Origin of the sequence: Pseudomonas sp. AL10 (assembly GCF_029960685.1) — a bacterium.
Lineage (GTDB): Bacteria > Pseudomonadota > Gammaproteobacteria > Pseudomonadales > Pseudomonadaceae > Aquipseudomonas > Aquipseudomonas lactis.
In genome coordinates this window covers 18,425-33,788 of the sequence record NZ_JASBQZ010000011.1, presented here as the reverse complement: position 1 = coordinate 33,788, position 15,364 = coordinate 18,425, and the positions used below count along the sequence as shown (strand labels likewise).

At 61.2% G+C, this 15,364-nt stretch carries 12 protein-coding genes; 9 read left to right on the top strand and 3 right to left on the bottom strand.

From position 1 onward, the window contains the following. Positions 1–33: 33 nt before the first annotated feature. Together rplS and QK296_RS13375 are read left to right on the top strand one after the other, a co-directional pair. A complete protein-coding gene (rplS, locus tag QK296_RS13380; RefSeq protein WP_003175895.1) occupies positions 34–384 on the top strand; it encodes a 50S ribosomal protein L19 in 351 nt (116 codons plus the stop codon). A gap of 81 nt (positions 385–465) precedes the next feature. Continuing rightward, on the top strand, positions 466–879 hold the full coding sequence (locus QK296_RS13375) for an acyl-CoA thioesterase (protein WP_003193963.1): 414 nt from the start codon (positions 466–468) through the stop codon (positions 877–879). On the opposite strand, the gene QK296_RS13370 is transcribed toward QK296_RS13375, so the two are convergent. Then, positions 880–2,688 (bottom strand): sodium:proton antiporter, encoded by a 1,809-nt coding sequence (locus QK296_RS13370; protein ID WP_014719784.1) that lies wholly within the window; start codon positions 2,686–2,688, stop codon positions 880–882. Positions 2,689–2,795: 107 nt separating this feature from the next. Between QK296_RS13370 and xerD the strand changes: the two genes are divergently transcribed. The 6 genes from xerD (at position 2,796) to QK296_RS13340 (ending at position 12,765) form a co-directional block, all read left to right on the top strand. Continuing rightward, on the top strand, positions 2,796–3,692 hold the full coding sequence (gene xerD / locus QK296_RS13365) for a site-specific tyrosine recombinase XerD (protein ID WP_003193961.1): 897 nt from the start codon (positions 2,796–2,798) through the stop codon (positions 3,690–3,692). A gap of 148 nt (positions 3,693–3,840) precedes the next feature. Continuing rightward, complete coding sequence (locus QK296_RS13360; RefSeq protein ID WP_003193960.1) at positions 3,841–4,572, top strand: thioredoxin fold domain-containing protein; 732 nt, start codon at positions 3,841–3,843, stop codon at positions 4,570–4,572. 128 nt (positions 4,573–4,700) lie between these two features. Then, on the top strand, positions 4,701–6,005 hold the full coding sequence (locus tag QK296_RS13355) for a homoserine dehydrogenase (RefSeq protein WP_003193959.1): 1,305 nt from the start codon (positions 4,701–4,703) through the stop codon (positions 6,003–6,005). 67 nt (positions 6,006–6,072) lie between these two features. Then, positions 6,073–7,482, top strand: a complete 1,410-nt coding sequence (thrC, locus tag QK296_RS13350) for a threonine synthase (protein ID WP_003193958.1) — start codon at positions 6,073–6,075, stop codon at positions 7,480–7,482. A 189-nt stretch (positions 7,483–7,671) separates the two neighbouring features. Beyond that, positions 7,672–11,244, top strand: coding sequence for a transporter substrate-binding domain-containing protein (locus QK296_RS13345; RefSeq protein WP_169856379.1), 3,573 nt, complete (start codon positions 7,672–7,674; stop codon positions 11,242–11,244). 276 nt (positions 11,245–11,520) lie between these two features. Further along, entirely contained in the window at positions 11,521–12,765 is a 1,245-nt protein-coding gene (locus tag QK296_RS13340) for an EAL domain-containing response regulator (RefSeq protein ID WP_282391028.1), read from the top strand. On the opposite strand, the gene QK296_RS13335 is transcribed toward QK296_RS13340, so the two are convergent. After that, positions 12,734–13,396 (bottom strand): response regulator transcription factor, encoded by a 663-nt coding sequence (locus QK296_RS13335; protein ID WP_057710505.1) that lies wholly within the window; start codon positions 13,394–13,396, stop codon positions 12,734–12,736. The two genes, QK296_RS13340 and QK296_RS13335, sit on opposite strands and share 32 nt — an antisense overlap. A gap of 207 nt (positions 13,397–13,603) precedes the next feature. On the opposite strand from QK296_RS13335, the gene QK296_RS13330 reads away from it, so the two are divergent. Then, positions 13,604–13,888, top strand: a complete 285-nt coding sequence (locus QK296_RS13330) for a DUF3509 domain-containing protein (RefSeq protein ID WP_020301357.1) — start codon at positions 13,604–13,606, stop codon at positions 13,886–13,888. A 170-nt stretch (positions 13,889–14,058) separates the two neighbouring features. Here QK296_RS13330 and QK296_RS13325 read toward each other — a convergent pair whose 3' ends face one another. Continuing rightward, positions 14,059–15,258, bottom strand: coding sequence for a CaiB/BaiF CoA-transferase family protein (locus tag QK296_RS13325; RefSeq protein ID WP_003193953.1), 1,200 nt, complete (start codon positions 15,256–15,258; stop codon positions 14,059–14,061). Positions 15,259–15,364: the final 106 nt, after the last annotated feature.

Below are 15,364 nucleotides of genomic sequence, written 5' to 3'. Positions count from 1 at the left end.
GGTAGGTCCATTGACTTACCTTAGGAGCACAGCATGACTAACAAAATCATCCTTGCACTCGAAGCAGAGCAGATGACCAAAGAGATCCCTACCTTTGCCCCGGGCGACACCATTGTCGTTCAGGTGAAAGTGAAGGAAGGCGACCGTTCGCGTCTGCAAGCGTTCGAAGGCGTGGTAATCGCCAAGCGTAACCGTGGTGTGAACAGTGCTTTCACTGTTCGTAAAATCTCCAACGGTGTTGGCGTAGAGCGTACTTTCCAGACCTACAGCCCGCAAATCGACAGCATGGCCGTTAAGCGTCGCGGTGACGTACGTAAAGCCAAGCTGTACTACCTGCGTGACCTGTCCGGTAAAGCAGCTCGCATCAAGGAAAAACTGGCTTAAGTCCAGCTTCCCGATGCAGAAAAAAGCAGCCTACGGGCTGCTTTTTTGTGCCTGAAATTTGCCTATCTGTTGGTATTGACCATGACCACCCGCCTCGAAGAAATCCAGCGCCGCACCGATCTGTCGGTCACTCACGTGACCAAGGCCGTGTTCCCGCCCACCACTAACCACCACAACACCCTGTTCGGCGGCACCGCCCTGGCATGGATGGACGAAGTGTCGTTCATCACCGCCACGCGTTTCTGCCGCTTACCTTTGGTGACGGTCTCCACTGACCGTATCGACTTCAACCACGCGATCCCGGCTGGCTCTATCGTTGAGCTGATCGGTCGGGTGATTAAGGTTGGCAACACCAGCCTCAAGGTCGAGGTTGAAGTGTTCGTGGAGAGCATGAGCGCTGATGGCCGTGAAAAAGCGATCCAGGGCGTGTTCAGCTTCGTCGCGATTGACGCAGATAAACGCCCTGTCCCGGTACTGCCAGGCTTTGTTGACTGATTATTCGGCGGTGCTGGCCTGCGGTTGAATGACCGCCAGCAAGGTCCAGCCCGCTACAGGCTTCAAGTTGCTCTCGGGCGAGACCACGTGTACCCAGCCGCTGGTGTCCCTGGCAAACAGCAAGGTGGCGCGCTCGCCGTGCAACGCCTGGTACTGCTCCCACCCAAAGCCGTCGGTGAGGCTGGTGCTGTACAACTCGGCGCCTTGGCCCAGCAGGCTGGCCAATTTGGTGTAGCTCAAGGGTTGGCTGCCCAGCAAGTGTCCGCGGTGTTCATGGCTGGCCTTGTGCTTGTCGGTGCGACGGTTTTCCTGGCTGCTGGCCAGGGCGAACAGGCGATGGCCGAAGTCATGGCGAAAACGCATGGTGGCCAAGGCATTCAGTTCGCCAGAAGGCGAGAGCGCGAGCAGATGCCCCAGGCCGACCAGGTCCAGATGGGACTCGGCATGCTGGGAGGCCGGGTTACCGAAGTACGTAGGCAAGCCTTCCATACGACTGGCGCGGATGTTTTCCCAGCTTGAGTCGGTCAGCAGTACGCGGCTGCCCAACTGCTGCAACGCCTTGCCGAGCGCCCGCGCCGGGCCGTTCGCACCCACGATCAGGAAGCCGCTGGGTGCCGGCTCAGCGACTTTGAGCAGGCGGGCCAAGGGGCGTGCCGTAGCGCTTTGCAGCACCACGGTGCCGATGATCACTGCGAAGGTCAGCGGCACCAGCAACAACGCACCTTCGTGGCCGGCCTCATCCAGGCGGATCGCAAAGATCGCTGACACCGCCGCCGCCACAATGCCCCGTGGGGCGATCCAGGCCAGCAGCGCACGCTCGCGCCAGTTCAGCCCGGAGCCAAAGGTCGAAAGCGCCACGTTCAACGGGCGAGCAATGAATTGGATGATCAACAGCAGGATCAACACAAACGGGCCCAGGGCGATCATGGCGTTCAGGTCCAGGCGTGCCGCCAGCAGAATGAACAGCCCGGAAATCAGCAACACACTGAGGTTTTCCTTGAAGTGCAGGATGTGCCGTACATCCACGCCTTTCATGTTCGCCATCCACATGCCCATCAGCGTGACCGCCAGCAGGCCGGACTCATGCATCACCTGGTTGGAGGCGATGAAGATGCCCAGTACACCGGCCAGCGTCGCCAGGTTATGCAGGTATTCCGGCAACCACTGGCGGCGCATGATCTGCCCCAGCACCCAGCCACCGGCGATGCCGAACAGGCTGCCGCAGAGGATGACGCCGCCGAAGGTCAGCAGGCTGTGGCTCAAGCCGTCGCCCGACGCACTGGCGATGATGAAGCTATACACCACTACCGCCAGCAGTGCGCCAATCGGATCGATGACGATGCCTTCCCAACGCAGGATATTGGCGATGGAGGCTTTGGGGCGTACCACACGCAACATGGGCACGATCACCGTCGGGCCGGTGACCAGTGTCAGGGTGCCGAACAGCAGCGCCAGCATCCAGTCAAAACCCAGCAGCCAGTGGGTGGCCAGGGTGATCACTGCCCAGGTTGACAGGGCGCCAACCGTGACCAGGCGATGCACCACGCTGCCGATTTCCTTCCATTCCGACAGGTGCAGGGTCAGGCTGCCCTCAAACAGGATCAGCGCCACTGCCAACGACACCAATGGCATCAACAGAGGGCCGAACATTTCCTGCGGGTCGAGCCATCCGAGTATCGGCCCTGCCAGAATCCCGCTCAGGAGAAGAAACAGAATCGCCGGCAGTTTCAGGCGCCAGGCCAGCCACTGGCAGCCGAGTGCGGCCACGCCAATACCGCCAAAAGCCAACAAAATCTGTTGTTCGTTCATTAAAGCTTCCTGTTCCTTGAAATAGCGGGCTATGAAAGACTAATGGCTCTTGCCACAGTTCACTAAATAATTCGCGTATTGCCTTGTGCTAAGTCGCTTGAGTGCCCATGCCAGCCATTGACCATCCCCTGATCGACCGCTTCCTCGACGCCCTTTGGTTAGAAAAAGGCCTCTCGGACAACACACGCCAGGCGTACCGCAGCGACCTGGCGCTGTTCAACGGCTGGCTGCAGGAGAAAAACCTTGAACTGATCAATGCCGGGCGCGAGCTGATCCTCGATCACCTGGCCTGGCGCCTGGAGCAGAACTACAAACCACGCTCCACCGCGCGATTTCTCTCCGGTGTACGTGGCTTTTATCGCTACCTGCTGCGGGAAAAACTCATCGCCGTCGACCCGACCCTGCAAATCGACATGCCGCAACTCGGCAGGCCGTTGCCCAAGTCCTTGTCGGAAGCCGACGTCGATGCCTTGCTCGCGGCCCCGGACCTGAGCGAGGCCATCGGCCAGCGCGACCGCGCCATGCTTGAGGTGCTGTATGCCTGCGGCCTGCGCGTCACCGAACTGATCAGCCTGACCCTGGAGCAGGTCAACCTGCGCCAGGGCGTGTTGCGCGTGATGGGCAAGGGCAGCAAGGAGCGGCTGGTGCCCATGGGCGAGGAGGCGATTGTGTGGGTCGAGCGCTACATGCGCGATGCGCGCCACGAACTGCTCGGTGGGCGCCCCAGCGACGTGCTGTTCCCCAGCCTGCGCGGGGAGCAGATGACCCGCCAGACCTTCTGGCACCGCATCAAGCACCAGGCCAAAGTGGCCGGGATCGGCAAGGCGCTGTCACCCCACACCCTGCGCCATGCGTTCGCCACCCACTTGCTCAACCACGGCGCGGATTTGCGCGTGGTGCAAATGCTGCTTGGGCACAGCGACTTATCCACAACCCAGATCTACACCCATGTGGCGCGCGCACGTTTGCAGGACATGCACGCCAAGCACCACCCACGCGGATAAAACCGTCAGAAATGGCCCATTTTACCTGTCGCGGGCTGCCCTCCCGCCCAACTGTGGTAGGCTTTGCCGGTTCGCAAAGGGGACGGCATCCATTGTGGTCCAGATCAGTATTCTGCTCCCGTCCCTGCCTCTGCCTTCAGGAGTTCCCATGCGCTTGACCCAGATTATTGCCGCCGCAGCCATTGCGTTGGTTTCCACCTTTGCGCTCGCCGATGATGCGGCCGAGCAGACCATCCGCAAGAGCCTGGCCAACCTGGCGCTCGACACGCCTATCGAAAGCATCAGCGCCAGCCCCATGGCCGGCCTGTACGAAGTCAAGCTCAAGGGCAGCCGCGTGCTGTACGCCAGTGCCGATGGCCAGTACATCGTCCAGGGCTACCTGTTCCAGCTCAAGGACGGCAAGCCGGTCAACCTGACCGAGAAGGCCGAGCGCCTGGGCGTGTCCAAGCTGATCAACGGCATTCCGGTGGCTGAAACCGTGGTTTACCCCGCTATTGGCGAAACCAAGACCCACATCACCGTGTTCACCGACACCACGTGCCCGTACTGCCACAAGCTGCACGCTGAAATCCCGGCGCTGAACAAGCTGGGCGTGGAAGTGCGCTACGTTGCCTTCCCGCGCCAGGGCCTGGGTTCGCCGGGTGACGAGCAGTTGCAGGCGGTGTGGTGCTCGGCCGACAAGAAAGCGGCCATGGACAAGATGGTCGATGGCAAGGAAATCAAGTCGGCCAAATGCGCCAACCCGGTTTCCAAGCAGTTCGCCCTGGGCCAGTCCATTGGTGTGAACGGTACACCGGCCATCGTTTTGGCCGACGGCCAGGTGATTCCGGGCTACCAGCCGGCGCCGCAAGTTGCCAAACTGGCACTGGGTGCCAAGTAAGCATTTATCGTTGAGCCTTTGACGATCATGGCCCGCCGAACCGTCGGTGGGTCATTAATTGAGAGCCGCAGTTGTGCGGCTGTTTTCACGGCCGACCTAGCGTCGGCCGTTTCATGGGGAGTTCTTCAGTGAAACCGGTCAAAGTAGGCATCTGTGGGTTAGGGACCGTCGGTGGCGGTACCTTCAACGTACTTCAGCGTAACGCTGAAGAAATTTCCCGCCGCGCAGGTCGCGGGATTGAAGTGGCGCAGATTGCCACGCGTTCGCCAAAGCCTCAGTTCGAAACGACCGGTATTGCGATTACCAACGATGTGTTCGCCGTGGCCACCAACCCTGAGATCGATATCGTTATCGAGCTGGTGGGCGGCTACACCGTGGCCCGCGAACTGGTGCTCAAGGCCATCGAGAACGGTAAGCACGTGGTCACCGCCAACAAGGCGCTGATCGCCGTGCACGGCAACGAGATCTTCGCCAAGGCCCGCGAGAAGGGCGTTATCGTGGCGTTCGAAGCCGCGGTGGCCGGTGGTATCCCGGTGATCAAGGCGATCCGTGAAGGCCTGTCCGCCAACCGCATCAACTGGGTGGCCGGCATCATCAACGGCACCGGTAACTTCATCCTCACCGAAATGCGCGAGAAGGGCCGTACCTTCGAAGACGTGCTGGCCGAAGCCCAGGCTCTGGGTTACGCCGAAGCCGACCCGACCTTCGACGTGGAAGGTATCGACGCGGCCCACAAGCTGACCATCCTGGCGTCCATTGCCTTTGGTATCCCGCTGCAGTTCGACAAGGCCTACACCGAAGGCATCACCAAGCTGACCACCGCCGACGTCAACTACGCCGAAGCCCTGGGCTACCGTATCAAACACCTGGGCGTGGCGCGCAGCACCCCAGCCGGTATCGAGTTGCGGGTTCACCCGACGCTGATCCCGGCCGACCGCCTGATCGCCAACGTCAACGGCGTGATGAACGCGGTGATGGTCAACGGCGACGCCGCCGGTTCCACCCTGTTCTACGGCGCTGGTGCCGGCATGGAGCCAACCGCGTCGTCGGTGATCGCCGACCTGGTGGATGTGGTTCGCGCCATGACCAGCGACCCGGAAAACCGCGTGCCGCACCTGGCCTTCCAGCCGGACTCGCTGTCGGCCCACCCGATCCTGCCGATCGAAGCTTGCGAAAGTGCCTACTACCTGCGCATCCAGGCCCAGGACCATCCAGGCGTGTTGGCCCAGGTGGCCAGCATCCTGTCGGAGCGCGGTATCAATATCGAGTCGATCATGCAGAAGGAAGTCGAGGAGCAAAACGGCCAGGTGCCGATGATCCTGCTGACCCACCGCGTGCTCGAACAGCACATCAACGATGCCATCCATGCCCTGGAAGCCTTGCAAGGCGTAGTGGGCCCGGTGGTGCGGATTCGCGTCGAACACTTGAACTAACCAATTTGTTCCAGGGGCCCCGTCCATTCGGCGGCCCCTGTTCGAGAATGTTTTAGAGGAGCCAGTCATGCGTTATATCAGCACCCGCGGCCAGGCACCGGCCCTGAATTTCGAAGACGTTCTGCTGGCAGGCCTTGCCACCGACGGCGGCCTGTATGTGCCGGAAAACCTGCCACGCTTCACCCAGGAAGAAATCGCTTCCTGGGCCGGCCTGCCGTATCACGAGCTGGCTTTCCGCGTGATGCGCCCGTTCGTGACCGGTAGCATTCCGGATGCGGACTTCAAGAAGATTCTGGAAGAAACCTATGGCGTGTTTTCCCACAACGCCATCGCGCCCCTGCGCCAACTGAACGGCAATGAGTGGGTGCTGGAGCTGTTCCACGGCCCGACCCTGGCGTTCAAGGACTTCGCCCTGCAACTGCTCGGTCGCCTGCTCGACTACGTGCTGGAAAAGCGCGGCGAGCGCGTGGTGATCATCGGCGCCACCTCCGGCGATACCGGCTCGGCAGCCATCGAAGGGTGCAAGCACTGCGAGAACGTCGACATCTTCATCCTGCACCCGCACAAGCGTGTGTCCGAAGTTCAGCGTCGCCAGATGACCACCATCTTCGGTGAGAACATCCATAACATCGCCATCGAAGGCAACTTCGATGACTGCCAGGAAATGGTCAAGAACAGCTTCGCTGACCAGAGCTTCCTCAAGGGCACGCGCCTGGTGGCGGTGAACTCGATCAACTGGGCGCGGATCATGGCCCAGATCGTCTACTACTTCCACGCCTCGCTGCAGTTGGGCGGCCCGGCGCGTTCGGTGTCGTTCTCGGTGCCGACCGGCAACTTCGGCGATATTTTTGCCGGTTACCTGGCGCGCAACATGGGCCTGCCGATCAACCAGTTGATCGTCGCCACCAACCGCAACGACATCCTGCATCGCTTCATGAGCGGCAACCAGTACGTGAAGGAAACCCTGCACGCCACGCTGTCGCCGTCCATGGACATCATGGTGTCGTCGAACTTCGAACGCCTGCTGTTCGACATGCACGGTCGCAACGGCGCAGCCCTGGCCGAGCTGATGAACAGTTTCAAGCAAGGTGGCGGTTTCAGCGTCGAGCAAGAGCGCTGGACCGAAACCCGCAAGCTGTTCGATTCCCTGGCCGTGGACGACGCGCAAACCTGCGAAACCATCGCGCAAGTCTACGCCGAGACCGGCGAAGTGCTCGACCCGCACACGGCCATCGGCGTGAAAGCCGCCCGCGAGTGCCGCCGCAGCCTGGATATTCCAATGGTGATCCTCGGTACCGCGCACCCGGTCAAGTTCCCGGAAGCGGTGGAGAAGGCCGGCATTGGCAAGGCCCTGGAGTTGCCGGAGCATTTGACCGACCTGTTCGAGCGCGAAGAGCGCTGCACCGTGTTGGCCAATGACCTGAAGGCGGTGCAGGCGTTCGTCAGCCAGCACGGCAATCGGGGCAAGCCGCTCTGATCGACAGGGCTGCCTGACGGCCGAGGGGCATCTTTGTGCTGCCCCACATTCAAGCTGATTTCATCCACCCAAGACATGGTGGGGCAACAGTCAGCTTTTTTTGCAGTCGGCCAAGCCCGTCCTCGTGACGGGCTTTTTCATTCTGGCGAGCCATACTTGCCCATTCGCCCAATCAAGGAAACCCAACCGGTGCAGGTGTTGATCCAATGGACGTTGAAGCTGGTGTGCCTGTTGTGGCTCACCCAGGTACCCATGAGCCTGGCCGCTGTCAGCCTGCCGTTCAAACTGGTGCCGGCGTTTATCGCGCTTGAACCTATGCCCCTGGCGCCGACCGAGCAGCAGTGGTTGGCGGCGCATCGGACATTGAAGGTGGGCATCTCGATCGATGACTACCAGCCGATCGACATCACCCGCGACCGCAATCGCTACCAAGGCATCAGCGCCGATTACTTGAGCCTGGTCGGCGCGCGGCTGGGTGTGCCCATGCAAGTGCTGGGCTTCTCCGAGCGCGCCCAGGCGGTTGAAGCGCTGCGCAATGGCACCATCGATATTCTCACCAGTGCCAATGGCTACGAGCGAGATGTACCCGGCCTGCAGTTCACCCCGGACTACATGCCCGACCGTTCAGTGGTGGTGCTGCGCCGCGACGATACCCAAGGCGACGATCTGGCCGGCAAGAAGCTGGTATTACTCGACGGCTACGCCAACGTGCAGAAGGTTCACGCCGCCTACCCCGACAGCCACATCATGCTCGCGCCCAACCTCTACAGCGGCCTCGAAGCCCTGAAGCAAGGCGATGTCGATGCGTTTATCGGCAATGAAGTGATTGTGCGCGCCTATAAATCGCTGCGGCCTTATCTGGGGTTGCAGATCAAGGAGCAAAGCCGGCTGGCGCCCATCGGTTTTGCCTTCGCCACCCGCCAGGCCGATCCGTTGTTGGGGGCGATGATGAACCGCGCGCTGGCAAGCCTCGACGAGTCGGTGCAGCGCGAAATCCTCGCACGCTGGACCACCGGGCTCGGTGTCGGCATCAGTGGTGAGCGCATTGCGTTGTCGACATCGGAACGGGCCTGGGTGCGCGAGCATCCCCATGTCGTGGTGGTAGCCCAGCAAATGTCGCCTTATATCTTCAGGGACCAGGACGGCCACTGGGTTGGCTTGAATGTCGACCTGTTGAATCGCATCTCGCGCATGACCGGTTTGCAGTTCATTTATGAAGAGGTGGGTTCTACCGCACAAACCCTGGAATGGCTGGAAACCGGCCGGGCGCAGATGAACACCACCCTGGCGGTGAATCAGGAGCGCAGTGCGCTGCTCAACTTCAGCCATGGTTTTGGCGGCTCCGGCTGGGTGTTTATCGAACGTGCCGATGCCGCGCCCCTGACGGGTTTGAACCAGTTGGACGGCAAGGTGCTGGCATTGCCGGCACGCCACGTCATGGAGAGCCAGATTCGCCATGACCACCCGCGCATCAAGTTGCGCCTGGTGGACAATTACACCCAGGCCCGTGAGTTGGTACGACGGGGCGAGGCCGCCGCCACGATACAGACTGAAGTGGAAGTGCAGAGTTATGCGCAGGAAGGCCTGCGTATGGGCCGCAGTGTCGACGGCCAGTGGTCGTCCAACTGCCTGTCGGTGCGCAAGGACCAGCCTGAATTGCTGAACATTCTGAACAAAGCCCTGGAGGCGTTGCCGGTGGCTGAGTTGAGTGCCTTGCGCCTGCGTTGGATCGGTGCCGTGACGATTCCCCCGCCAGTCTGGCAGCGTGTACCGCCCTGGGCCTATTGGACGATGGCCACGGCGCTGCTGTTTGTGTTGGTGTCGTTGGTGTGGAACAGCCGGCTCAAGCGCCAGATCCGCCAACGGCTGGAGGCCGAGCAACGGCTCAATGACCAGCTGGCGTTCAAGCGCGCATTGCTCGACGGTATGCCCAACCCGCTCTTTGTCCGCGACCTGGATGGGCGGCTGGTAACCTGCAACAAAAGCTATGAACAGCAACTGGCGACCCGGCTGGAGCTGATCCAGGGCCTGACGCTGATGGAAAGCAAGGTCGTGCCCGACGCCACGGCGGCGCGCCTGCACGAAGGGCACATGGAGCAATTGGCCACGCAGCAGTCGTTGTTTGTCGACCGGCAATTGGAGCTCAATGGCGGTACTTATCACGTCTACCAGTGGACCGTGCCCTTTTTCGACGCTCAGGGCCGCTTGCAGGGGTTGTTGGGCGGCTGGATCGACATCAACGAACGCAAAGACCTGGAGCGCCAGCTGATGGACGCCCGCCAGGCAGCCGATGAGGCGAACTACGCCAAAAGTGCATTTCTCTCGGCCTTGAGCCATGAGATTCGCACCCCCATGACCGCCATCATTGGCTTGCTCGAACTGGAGCAAGAGCGTTGCCTGGCAAGCGGCCAGCCGGTTTCCGAGGCGCTGCAAGTGGCCCATCGTTCGGCGCGCGAGCTGATTGCGCTGATGGGCGACAGCCTGGACTTGGCCAAGATCGAGGCCGGTCACCTGCAACTGGCGCCACAGACCACCGAGCTCAAAAGTTTTTTCGAGGGTATCCAGAGCCTGTTCGAAGCCACGGCGCAAAAGAAGGGCCTGCATCTGACCCTGGCGTTTGATCCGGCTGCTCAGGGCTATTACTGGTTCGACCCGCTGCGGTTACGCCAGGTGATGCACAACCTGTTGGGCAATGCGCTCAAATTCACCGAGCGGGGCGGGGTTCACCTCAGCGTGACTTGCCAGCGGGATGAGCGCGATAGTGAATACCTGCACCTGTGCGTCAAGGACAGCGGCCCGGGCATCAGCGCCGAGCAACAGCCGCGGGTGTTCAAGCCATTTACCCAGGTAAGCCCCTTGACCGCCGCGCAACACGGCGGCACTGGCCTGGGCCTGAGTATCTGCAAGCAACTGGTGGAATTGATGGGCGGGAGCATTTACCTCGACAGTGTGGTGGGCGAGGGGACGGTGGTGTGCATTGACCTGCGCCTGGACCGGGTCAGCACCGATGATGTGCCGGCAATGCCTACCGCGACGTTGTCACCGACGGGGCGTAGCCTGTCGGTGCTGGTGGTGGACGATTTGGCGGCCAACCGCCTGGTGCTGGCGCAGCAGTTGCAGTTCCTCGGTCACCAGGTGGTCGCCCTGGAGTCGGCCGAGGCCGCGTTGCAACGCTGGCGTGAGCAGCGTTTTGACGTGCTGGTCACCGATTGCCAGATGCCCGGCATGTCCGGCTATGCCTTGAGTGCGGCGATCCGACGCCTCGAAGCCGAGGAGCAACGGCCTCGTCTTGCGCTGATCGGTTGCACCGCGAACGCTATGAAAGATGAACAACGCCGCTGCGAGGACGCCGGTATGGATGAACTGCTGGTCAAGCCCGTGACTCTGGAACACTGGACCCAAGTGCTGGCCCGCGTGGCGCCCCTGCGTTCGTTCGATATCCAGGCCCTGCGCACCATGACCCAGGCCGACGGGCCGGTGCTACAGAGCATGTTGCAGGAACTGGCCAAGAGCCTGGACCACGAACACGAGGTATTGGCGGGTGCCCTGGCCGAGCGCGACGTGGCACGCTTGAATGCATCGCTGCACCGGCTCAAGGGCATTTGCTCGCTGGTGGACGCACTGCCACTCGCCAAGGCCTGCGTCGCCCTTGAGCAGTGCGCCCGTGAACAGCGCGGCGCCGAGCTTGAAGCACCCTGGTTGCGCTTGTCCGAGGTGCTCAAGGCGTTTCGTCGCGACCTGCAACCTTATCTGGATGCGTAACCCAGCCCGTATGCCGATCAGCCAAGCGAACGCAATGCTCAAGGCAACGAAGATCAAATGTGGGAGCTAGCTTGCCGGCGATAGCGGTAGTGCAGTAACAGATGTAGCGACTGACACACCGCCTTCGCAGGCAAGCCAGCTCCCACAGGAGGTCTGCGCTTGACCGACAAGGCTTGCCCCTCCCACATTTAAAGAAGCTTTTAGGACACGTCCTATGGGACACGGCGTAGCGTATGGCTACTGTGCAGGACTTTCTCTGTACCGACACCCTTACCCATGCGATCCCTGAACGTCCTGATCCTCGAAGACAACCCGTTTCAACTGATGGCCCTGCACCAGATGCTCAATGCCAACGGCGTGTTCAATGTACGCGCCGCGGAAACGGTCGAAATCGCCCGCCAATCCCTGGACAGCAAAGGCCCGGTGGATATCGCCATCTGCGATCTGTACCTGGAGCAGGGCGATGGCCTGGCGTTGATCCGTGAGTTGGCGGAACGCCGCCTGGCCCAAGTATTGATCCTGCTCAGCAACGCCGAGCCCGACGTTCTGGAAGGCGTGGCGAACATGGCGCGCCAATTGGGGCTCAAGGTCTTGGCGTGCTTGCCCAAGCCGGCTTCGGCCAAGCTGATCGGGCAAGTACTGAGCGACTGTCAGGAGCACTTGCGTCCAGGGCCAGCGGTGCTGTCCTGGGAGCGCGTCCGTCAACTGCTGAGCTTGAGCGAGCAGGAACAACTGCCGCCCTCGGCGGATGTCAGCCAGGCGACTATCGCAGCCTGTGGCGGGGTCTGGTACCAGCCCATCGTCAGTCAGGCCGGTGTGTTGCAAGGGGTGGAGGCGCTGGCGCGTTGGCAGTTGCAGGACGGTGAGCTATTGCTGCCTGACGAGTTCCTGCCGGTGTTGGAGTTTGCCGGCATGGAAGAGGCGTTTACCTGGCATGTGCTGGAGCAGGCGCTTGGCCTGGCCAACCAGGTGATGGGCGACAGCGGCCAAGTGCTGCCGGTGGCCGTGAATATTCCCGGGCGCATGCTGGAGCGTGAGCACTTCCCCCAGGTGCTGCAAGGTTTGCTGCAACTTCATGGTGTGCCCGCCCATAGCCTGACCCTGGAGTTGGTGGAAACCTCGACGCTGAAAACCGACAGCGCCCATGTCACCGGGTTGCTGCGCTTGCGCATGTTGGGTTGCCAGTTGTCCATCGGCGACTTCGGCATGGGCGGCACCAGCCTGCAGCATTTGCTGGAACTGCCTTTTACCGAGCTGAAAATCCCCCCGGCGTTTGCCTGTGGGATGGCCAATGATGACCGCAAGGCCGCGGTGGTGGCGGGCGCCATGAGCATGGCGGCGCGCCTGGACGTTGCGGTAGTGGTCACCGGCGTGGAAACCGCCGCCGACTATCACGCCGTGGGCGAACTGGGCGCGGCGTGGCTGCAAGGCTGCTTTATCGCGCGGCCGATGGAGGCCGCGGCGCTCAAGCAATGGATCGCATTTCAGGCTAGGCCAGCCCGTGTTCCTGCACGTAAATAAACAGGGCGGCATCATTGACCAGCCCGAGCTTGCGCATGGCGCTGACTTTTTGCGCGCTGACGGTCTGCTTGCTGCGGTGCAGGTGCGCGGCGATCTCGCCCACCGTCATGCCACCGGCCAACAGGCGAATCACCTCCAGCTCCCGGGGTGACAGGTGCTCCTGGGAATGCAGTCGATCAGCGCCGACTTCCCCGGCCAGGCTCAGCGCCTGGCGGATGGTTTGGGCCACGTAGGTGCGTTGCTGGCGCACCTGGCGGATCGCCTGGGGCAGCTCATCGGCCAGGCTGGCCTTGCTCAGCAGGCCCATCACACCCAATGCCAGGATGGAATGAAACAACCCGGCATTGTTGAGCATGGTCACCACTACAATGGGCAGGTGCGGATAGTGCCGGCGCAGTTGCTCGATCAAGCGCAACCCGTCGGCCTGGGGCTCGACGGGCATCATGAAGTCGGTCACCACCACATCGCAGGTACTGTGTTGCAACAACGCACTGAGGGCCTGGGGGGAATTGGCCTCGCCGACGATGCTGATGTGCGGGTCACGTTCGAGCACGGCGCGCAGGCCAATCAGGAAAATCGGGTGATCGTCGGCAATCACGATACGCAAGGGCGGTTCAGACGCGGCTCTCAAGGCAGGCTCCCGGGATAATCCAGGGATTCTAGCCTGTGCGCCGTTGTTTTTTCTCTGTCATCTTTTCCGTGCATGCTCGTTTTCCTCAAGCAGTGGATTACACAAAAGGTAGAACTTTCTGCTTTGAGCACGGGTCACTTGAATGTCAGCCTCTTCGTGACATTTTTGTTTTTCGAACCTTTTTCGAATGATTGAGTGGTGATCGAGATGGAAAGTATCAACCTATTGCTCAGCCAAGCACTGAGCCCTTATCAGGTTACGCTGACCTCTGCCGGTATGCGCGACGACTGCCTGGTAACCGTGAAGAACCCCGGTGGCGCCATCGTGGTTGAACGTGAAGTCGATCGTGCGCAATTGAGCGACAAGCGCGCGCTGGTGGATGTGGTGGATTGCCTGCTTCGCGACCTGAAAATTGCCGAAGGGCGCCTGGAACCTTCAGTCATCGCTGCCTTGCGCAACGCCTCACAAACCCGTGGCGGCGCACTGGCATGAAACATTATTTTTCTTCGGAACCTTCCTACACGGTGGTCAGTCAGAGTTTGTAACAGCAAGAGCAGGCATTGTGCTCCGGTGTCTGTAGCTTGCTGTACTGGTCTTTGTAGGCCACGTTTAACCCCGAGTTGTCTCCCCACTGCTCGGGGTTTCTTTTTGCCTGCAATTTGTCAGATTGCGCCATCCTTGCGCAGGCGAGTGATAGCCGCCGCGTCATAGCCCAGGGCATTGAGCACCACGCTGTTGTGTTCACCCAATTGCGGGCCAACCCATTCGCAACTGCCCGGAGTGTCCGAGAGCTTGGGCACGATGCCGGGCATCTTGAAGTCCTTGCCGCCCGGCAACTGCGCCTTGAGGAACATTTCCCGGGCCAGGAATTGCGGGTCACCCAGCATGTCTTCGGCGCTGTAGATACGGCTGGCGGGCACCTCGGCTTTATTCAGTTGCTCAATCACCTGGTCGAGCGACAGCGAATTGACCCAGCGATCAATCACGCCGTACAGCTCGTCGCGGCGAGTGTCACGCCCGTCATTGCTGGCCAGTGCAGGGTCGTTCGCCAAGTCGTCACGGCCGATCACCTGCATGAAGCGCTTGAAGATCGCATCGCCATTGGCGCCGATTTGCACATGCTTGCCGTCTGCGGTGGTGTGGATCGAGGACGGGGTGATGCCGGGCATGATGTTGCCGGTGCGCTCACGGATAAACCCGAACACATCGAACTCGGGGATCATGCTTTCCATCATGGCGAAGATGGCTTCGTACAGCGCCACATCCACCACTTGGCCCAGACCGCCGTTGACCTCGCGGTGACGCAGTGCCATCAGCGCGCCGATCACCGCCCACAACGCGGCAATCGAGTCGCCGATGGAAATCCCGGTGCGCACTGGCGGGCGGTCTTCGAAGCCGGTGATATAGCGCAAGCCGCCCATGGACTCGCCCACCGCGCCAAACCCCGGCTGGTCCTTCATCGGCCCCGTCTGGCCGAAGCCCGAGAGGCGTACCATCACCAGCTTGGGGTTGAGGGCGTGCAGGGTTTCCCAACTCAGGCCGAGTTTCTCCAGCACGCCTGGGCGGAAGTTTTCGATCAGAATGTCGGCGTCGGCCAACAGTTGCTTGAGAATCGCCAGGCCCTCAGGGTGCTTGAGGTTGAGGGTCAGCGACTGCTTGTTGCGGGCCTGCACGAACCACCACAGCGAAGTGCCTTCATACAGCTTGCGCCATTTGCGCAGCGGGTCGCCGCCGTCCGGGGATTCGACCTTGATCACTTCGGCGCCGAATTCGGCGCAGATGCGTGAGGCAAACGGGCCGGCGATCAGAGTGCCCAGTTCGATGACTTTCAGGCCGGCAAGTGGTTTGGCATTAAGCGACATGGGGATCCTTACAAGCGCGGGACGATGATGTACTGCTTTTTAACATAGGCGAGCTGCGTGGATGCAGCGCAGTATTCGTTCAATGCCCTCGCCATCGGTTAGACTG

What these genes read in the sequence shown, in the direction of transcription:
- QK296_RS13340 (WP_282391028.1), top strand. Translation starts at nt 11,521, where the DNA reads ATGCGATCCCTGAACGTCCTGATCCTCGAAGACAACCCGTTTCAACTG.
- QK296_RS13330 (WP_020301357.1), top strand. Translation starts at nt 13,604, where the DNA reads ATGGAAAGTATCAACCTATTGCTCAGCCAAGCACTGAGCCCTTATCAG.
- xerD (WP_003193961.1), top strand. Translation starts at nt 2,796, where the DNA reads ATGCCAGCCATTGACCATCCCCTGATCGACCGCTTCCTCGACGCCCTT.
- QK296_RS13325 (WP_003193953.1), bottom strand. Translation starts at nt 15,258, where the DNA reads ATGTCGCTTAATGCCAAACCACTTGCCGGCCTGAAAGTCATCGAACTG.
- rplS (WP_003175895.1), top strand. Translation starts at nt 34, where the DNA reads ATGACTAACAAAATCATCCTTGCACTCGAAGCAGAGCAGATGACCAAA.
- thrC (WP_003193958.1), top strand. Translation starts at nt 6,073, where the DNA reads ATGCGTTATATCAGCACCCGCGGCCAGGCACCGGCCCTGAATTTCGAA.
- QK296_RS13370 (WP_014719784.1), bottom strand. Translation starts at nt 2,688, where the DNA reads ATGAACGAACAACAGATTTTGTTGGCTTTTGGCGGTATTGGCGTGGCC.
- QK296_RS13375 (WP_003193963.1), top strand. Translation starts at nt 466, where the DNA reads ATGACCACCCGCCTCGAAGAAATCCAGCGCCGCACCGATCTGTCGGTC.
- QK296_RS13360 (WP_003193960.1), top strand. Translation starts at nt 3,841, where the DNA reads ATGCGCTTGACCCAGATTATTGCCGCCGCAGCCATTGCGTTGGTTTCC.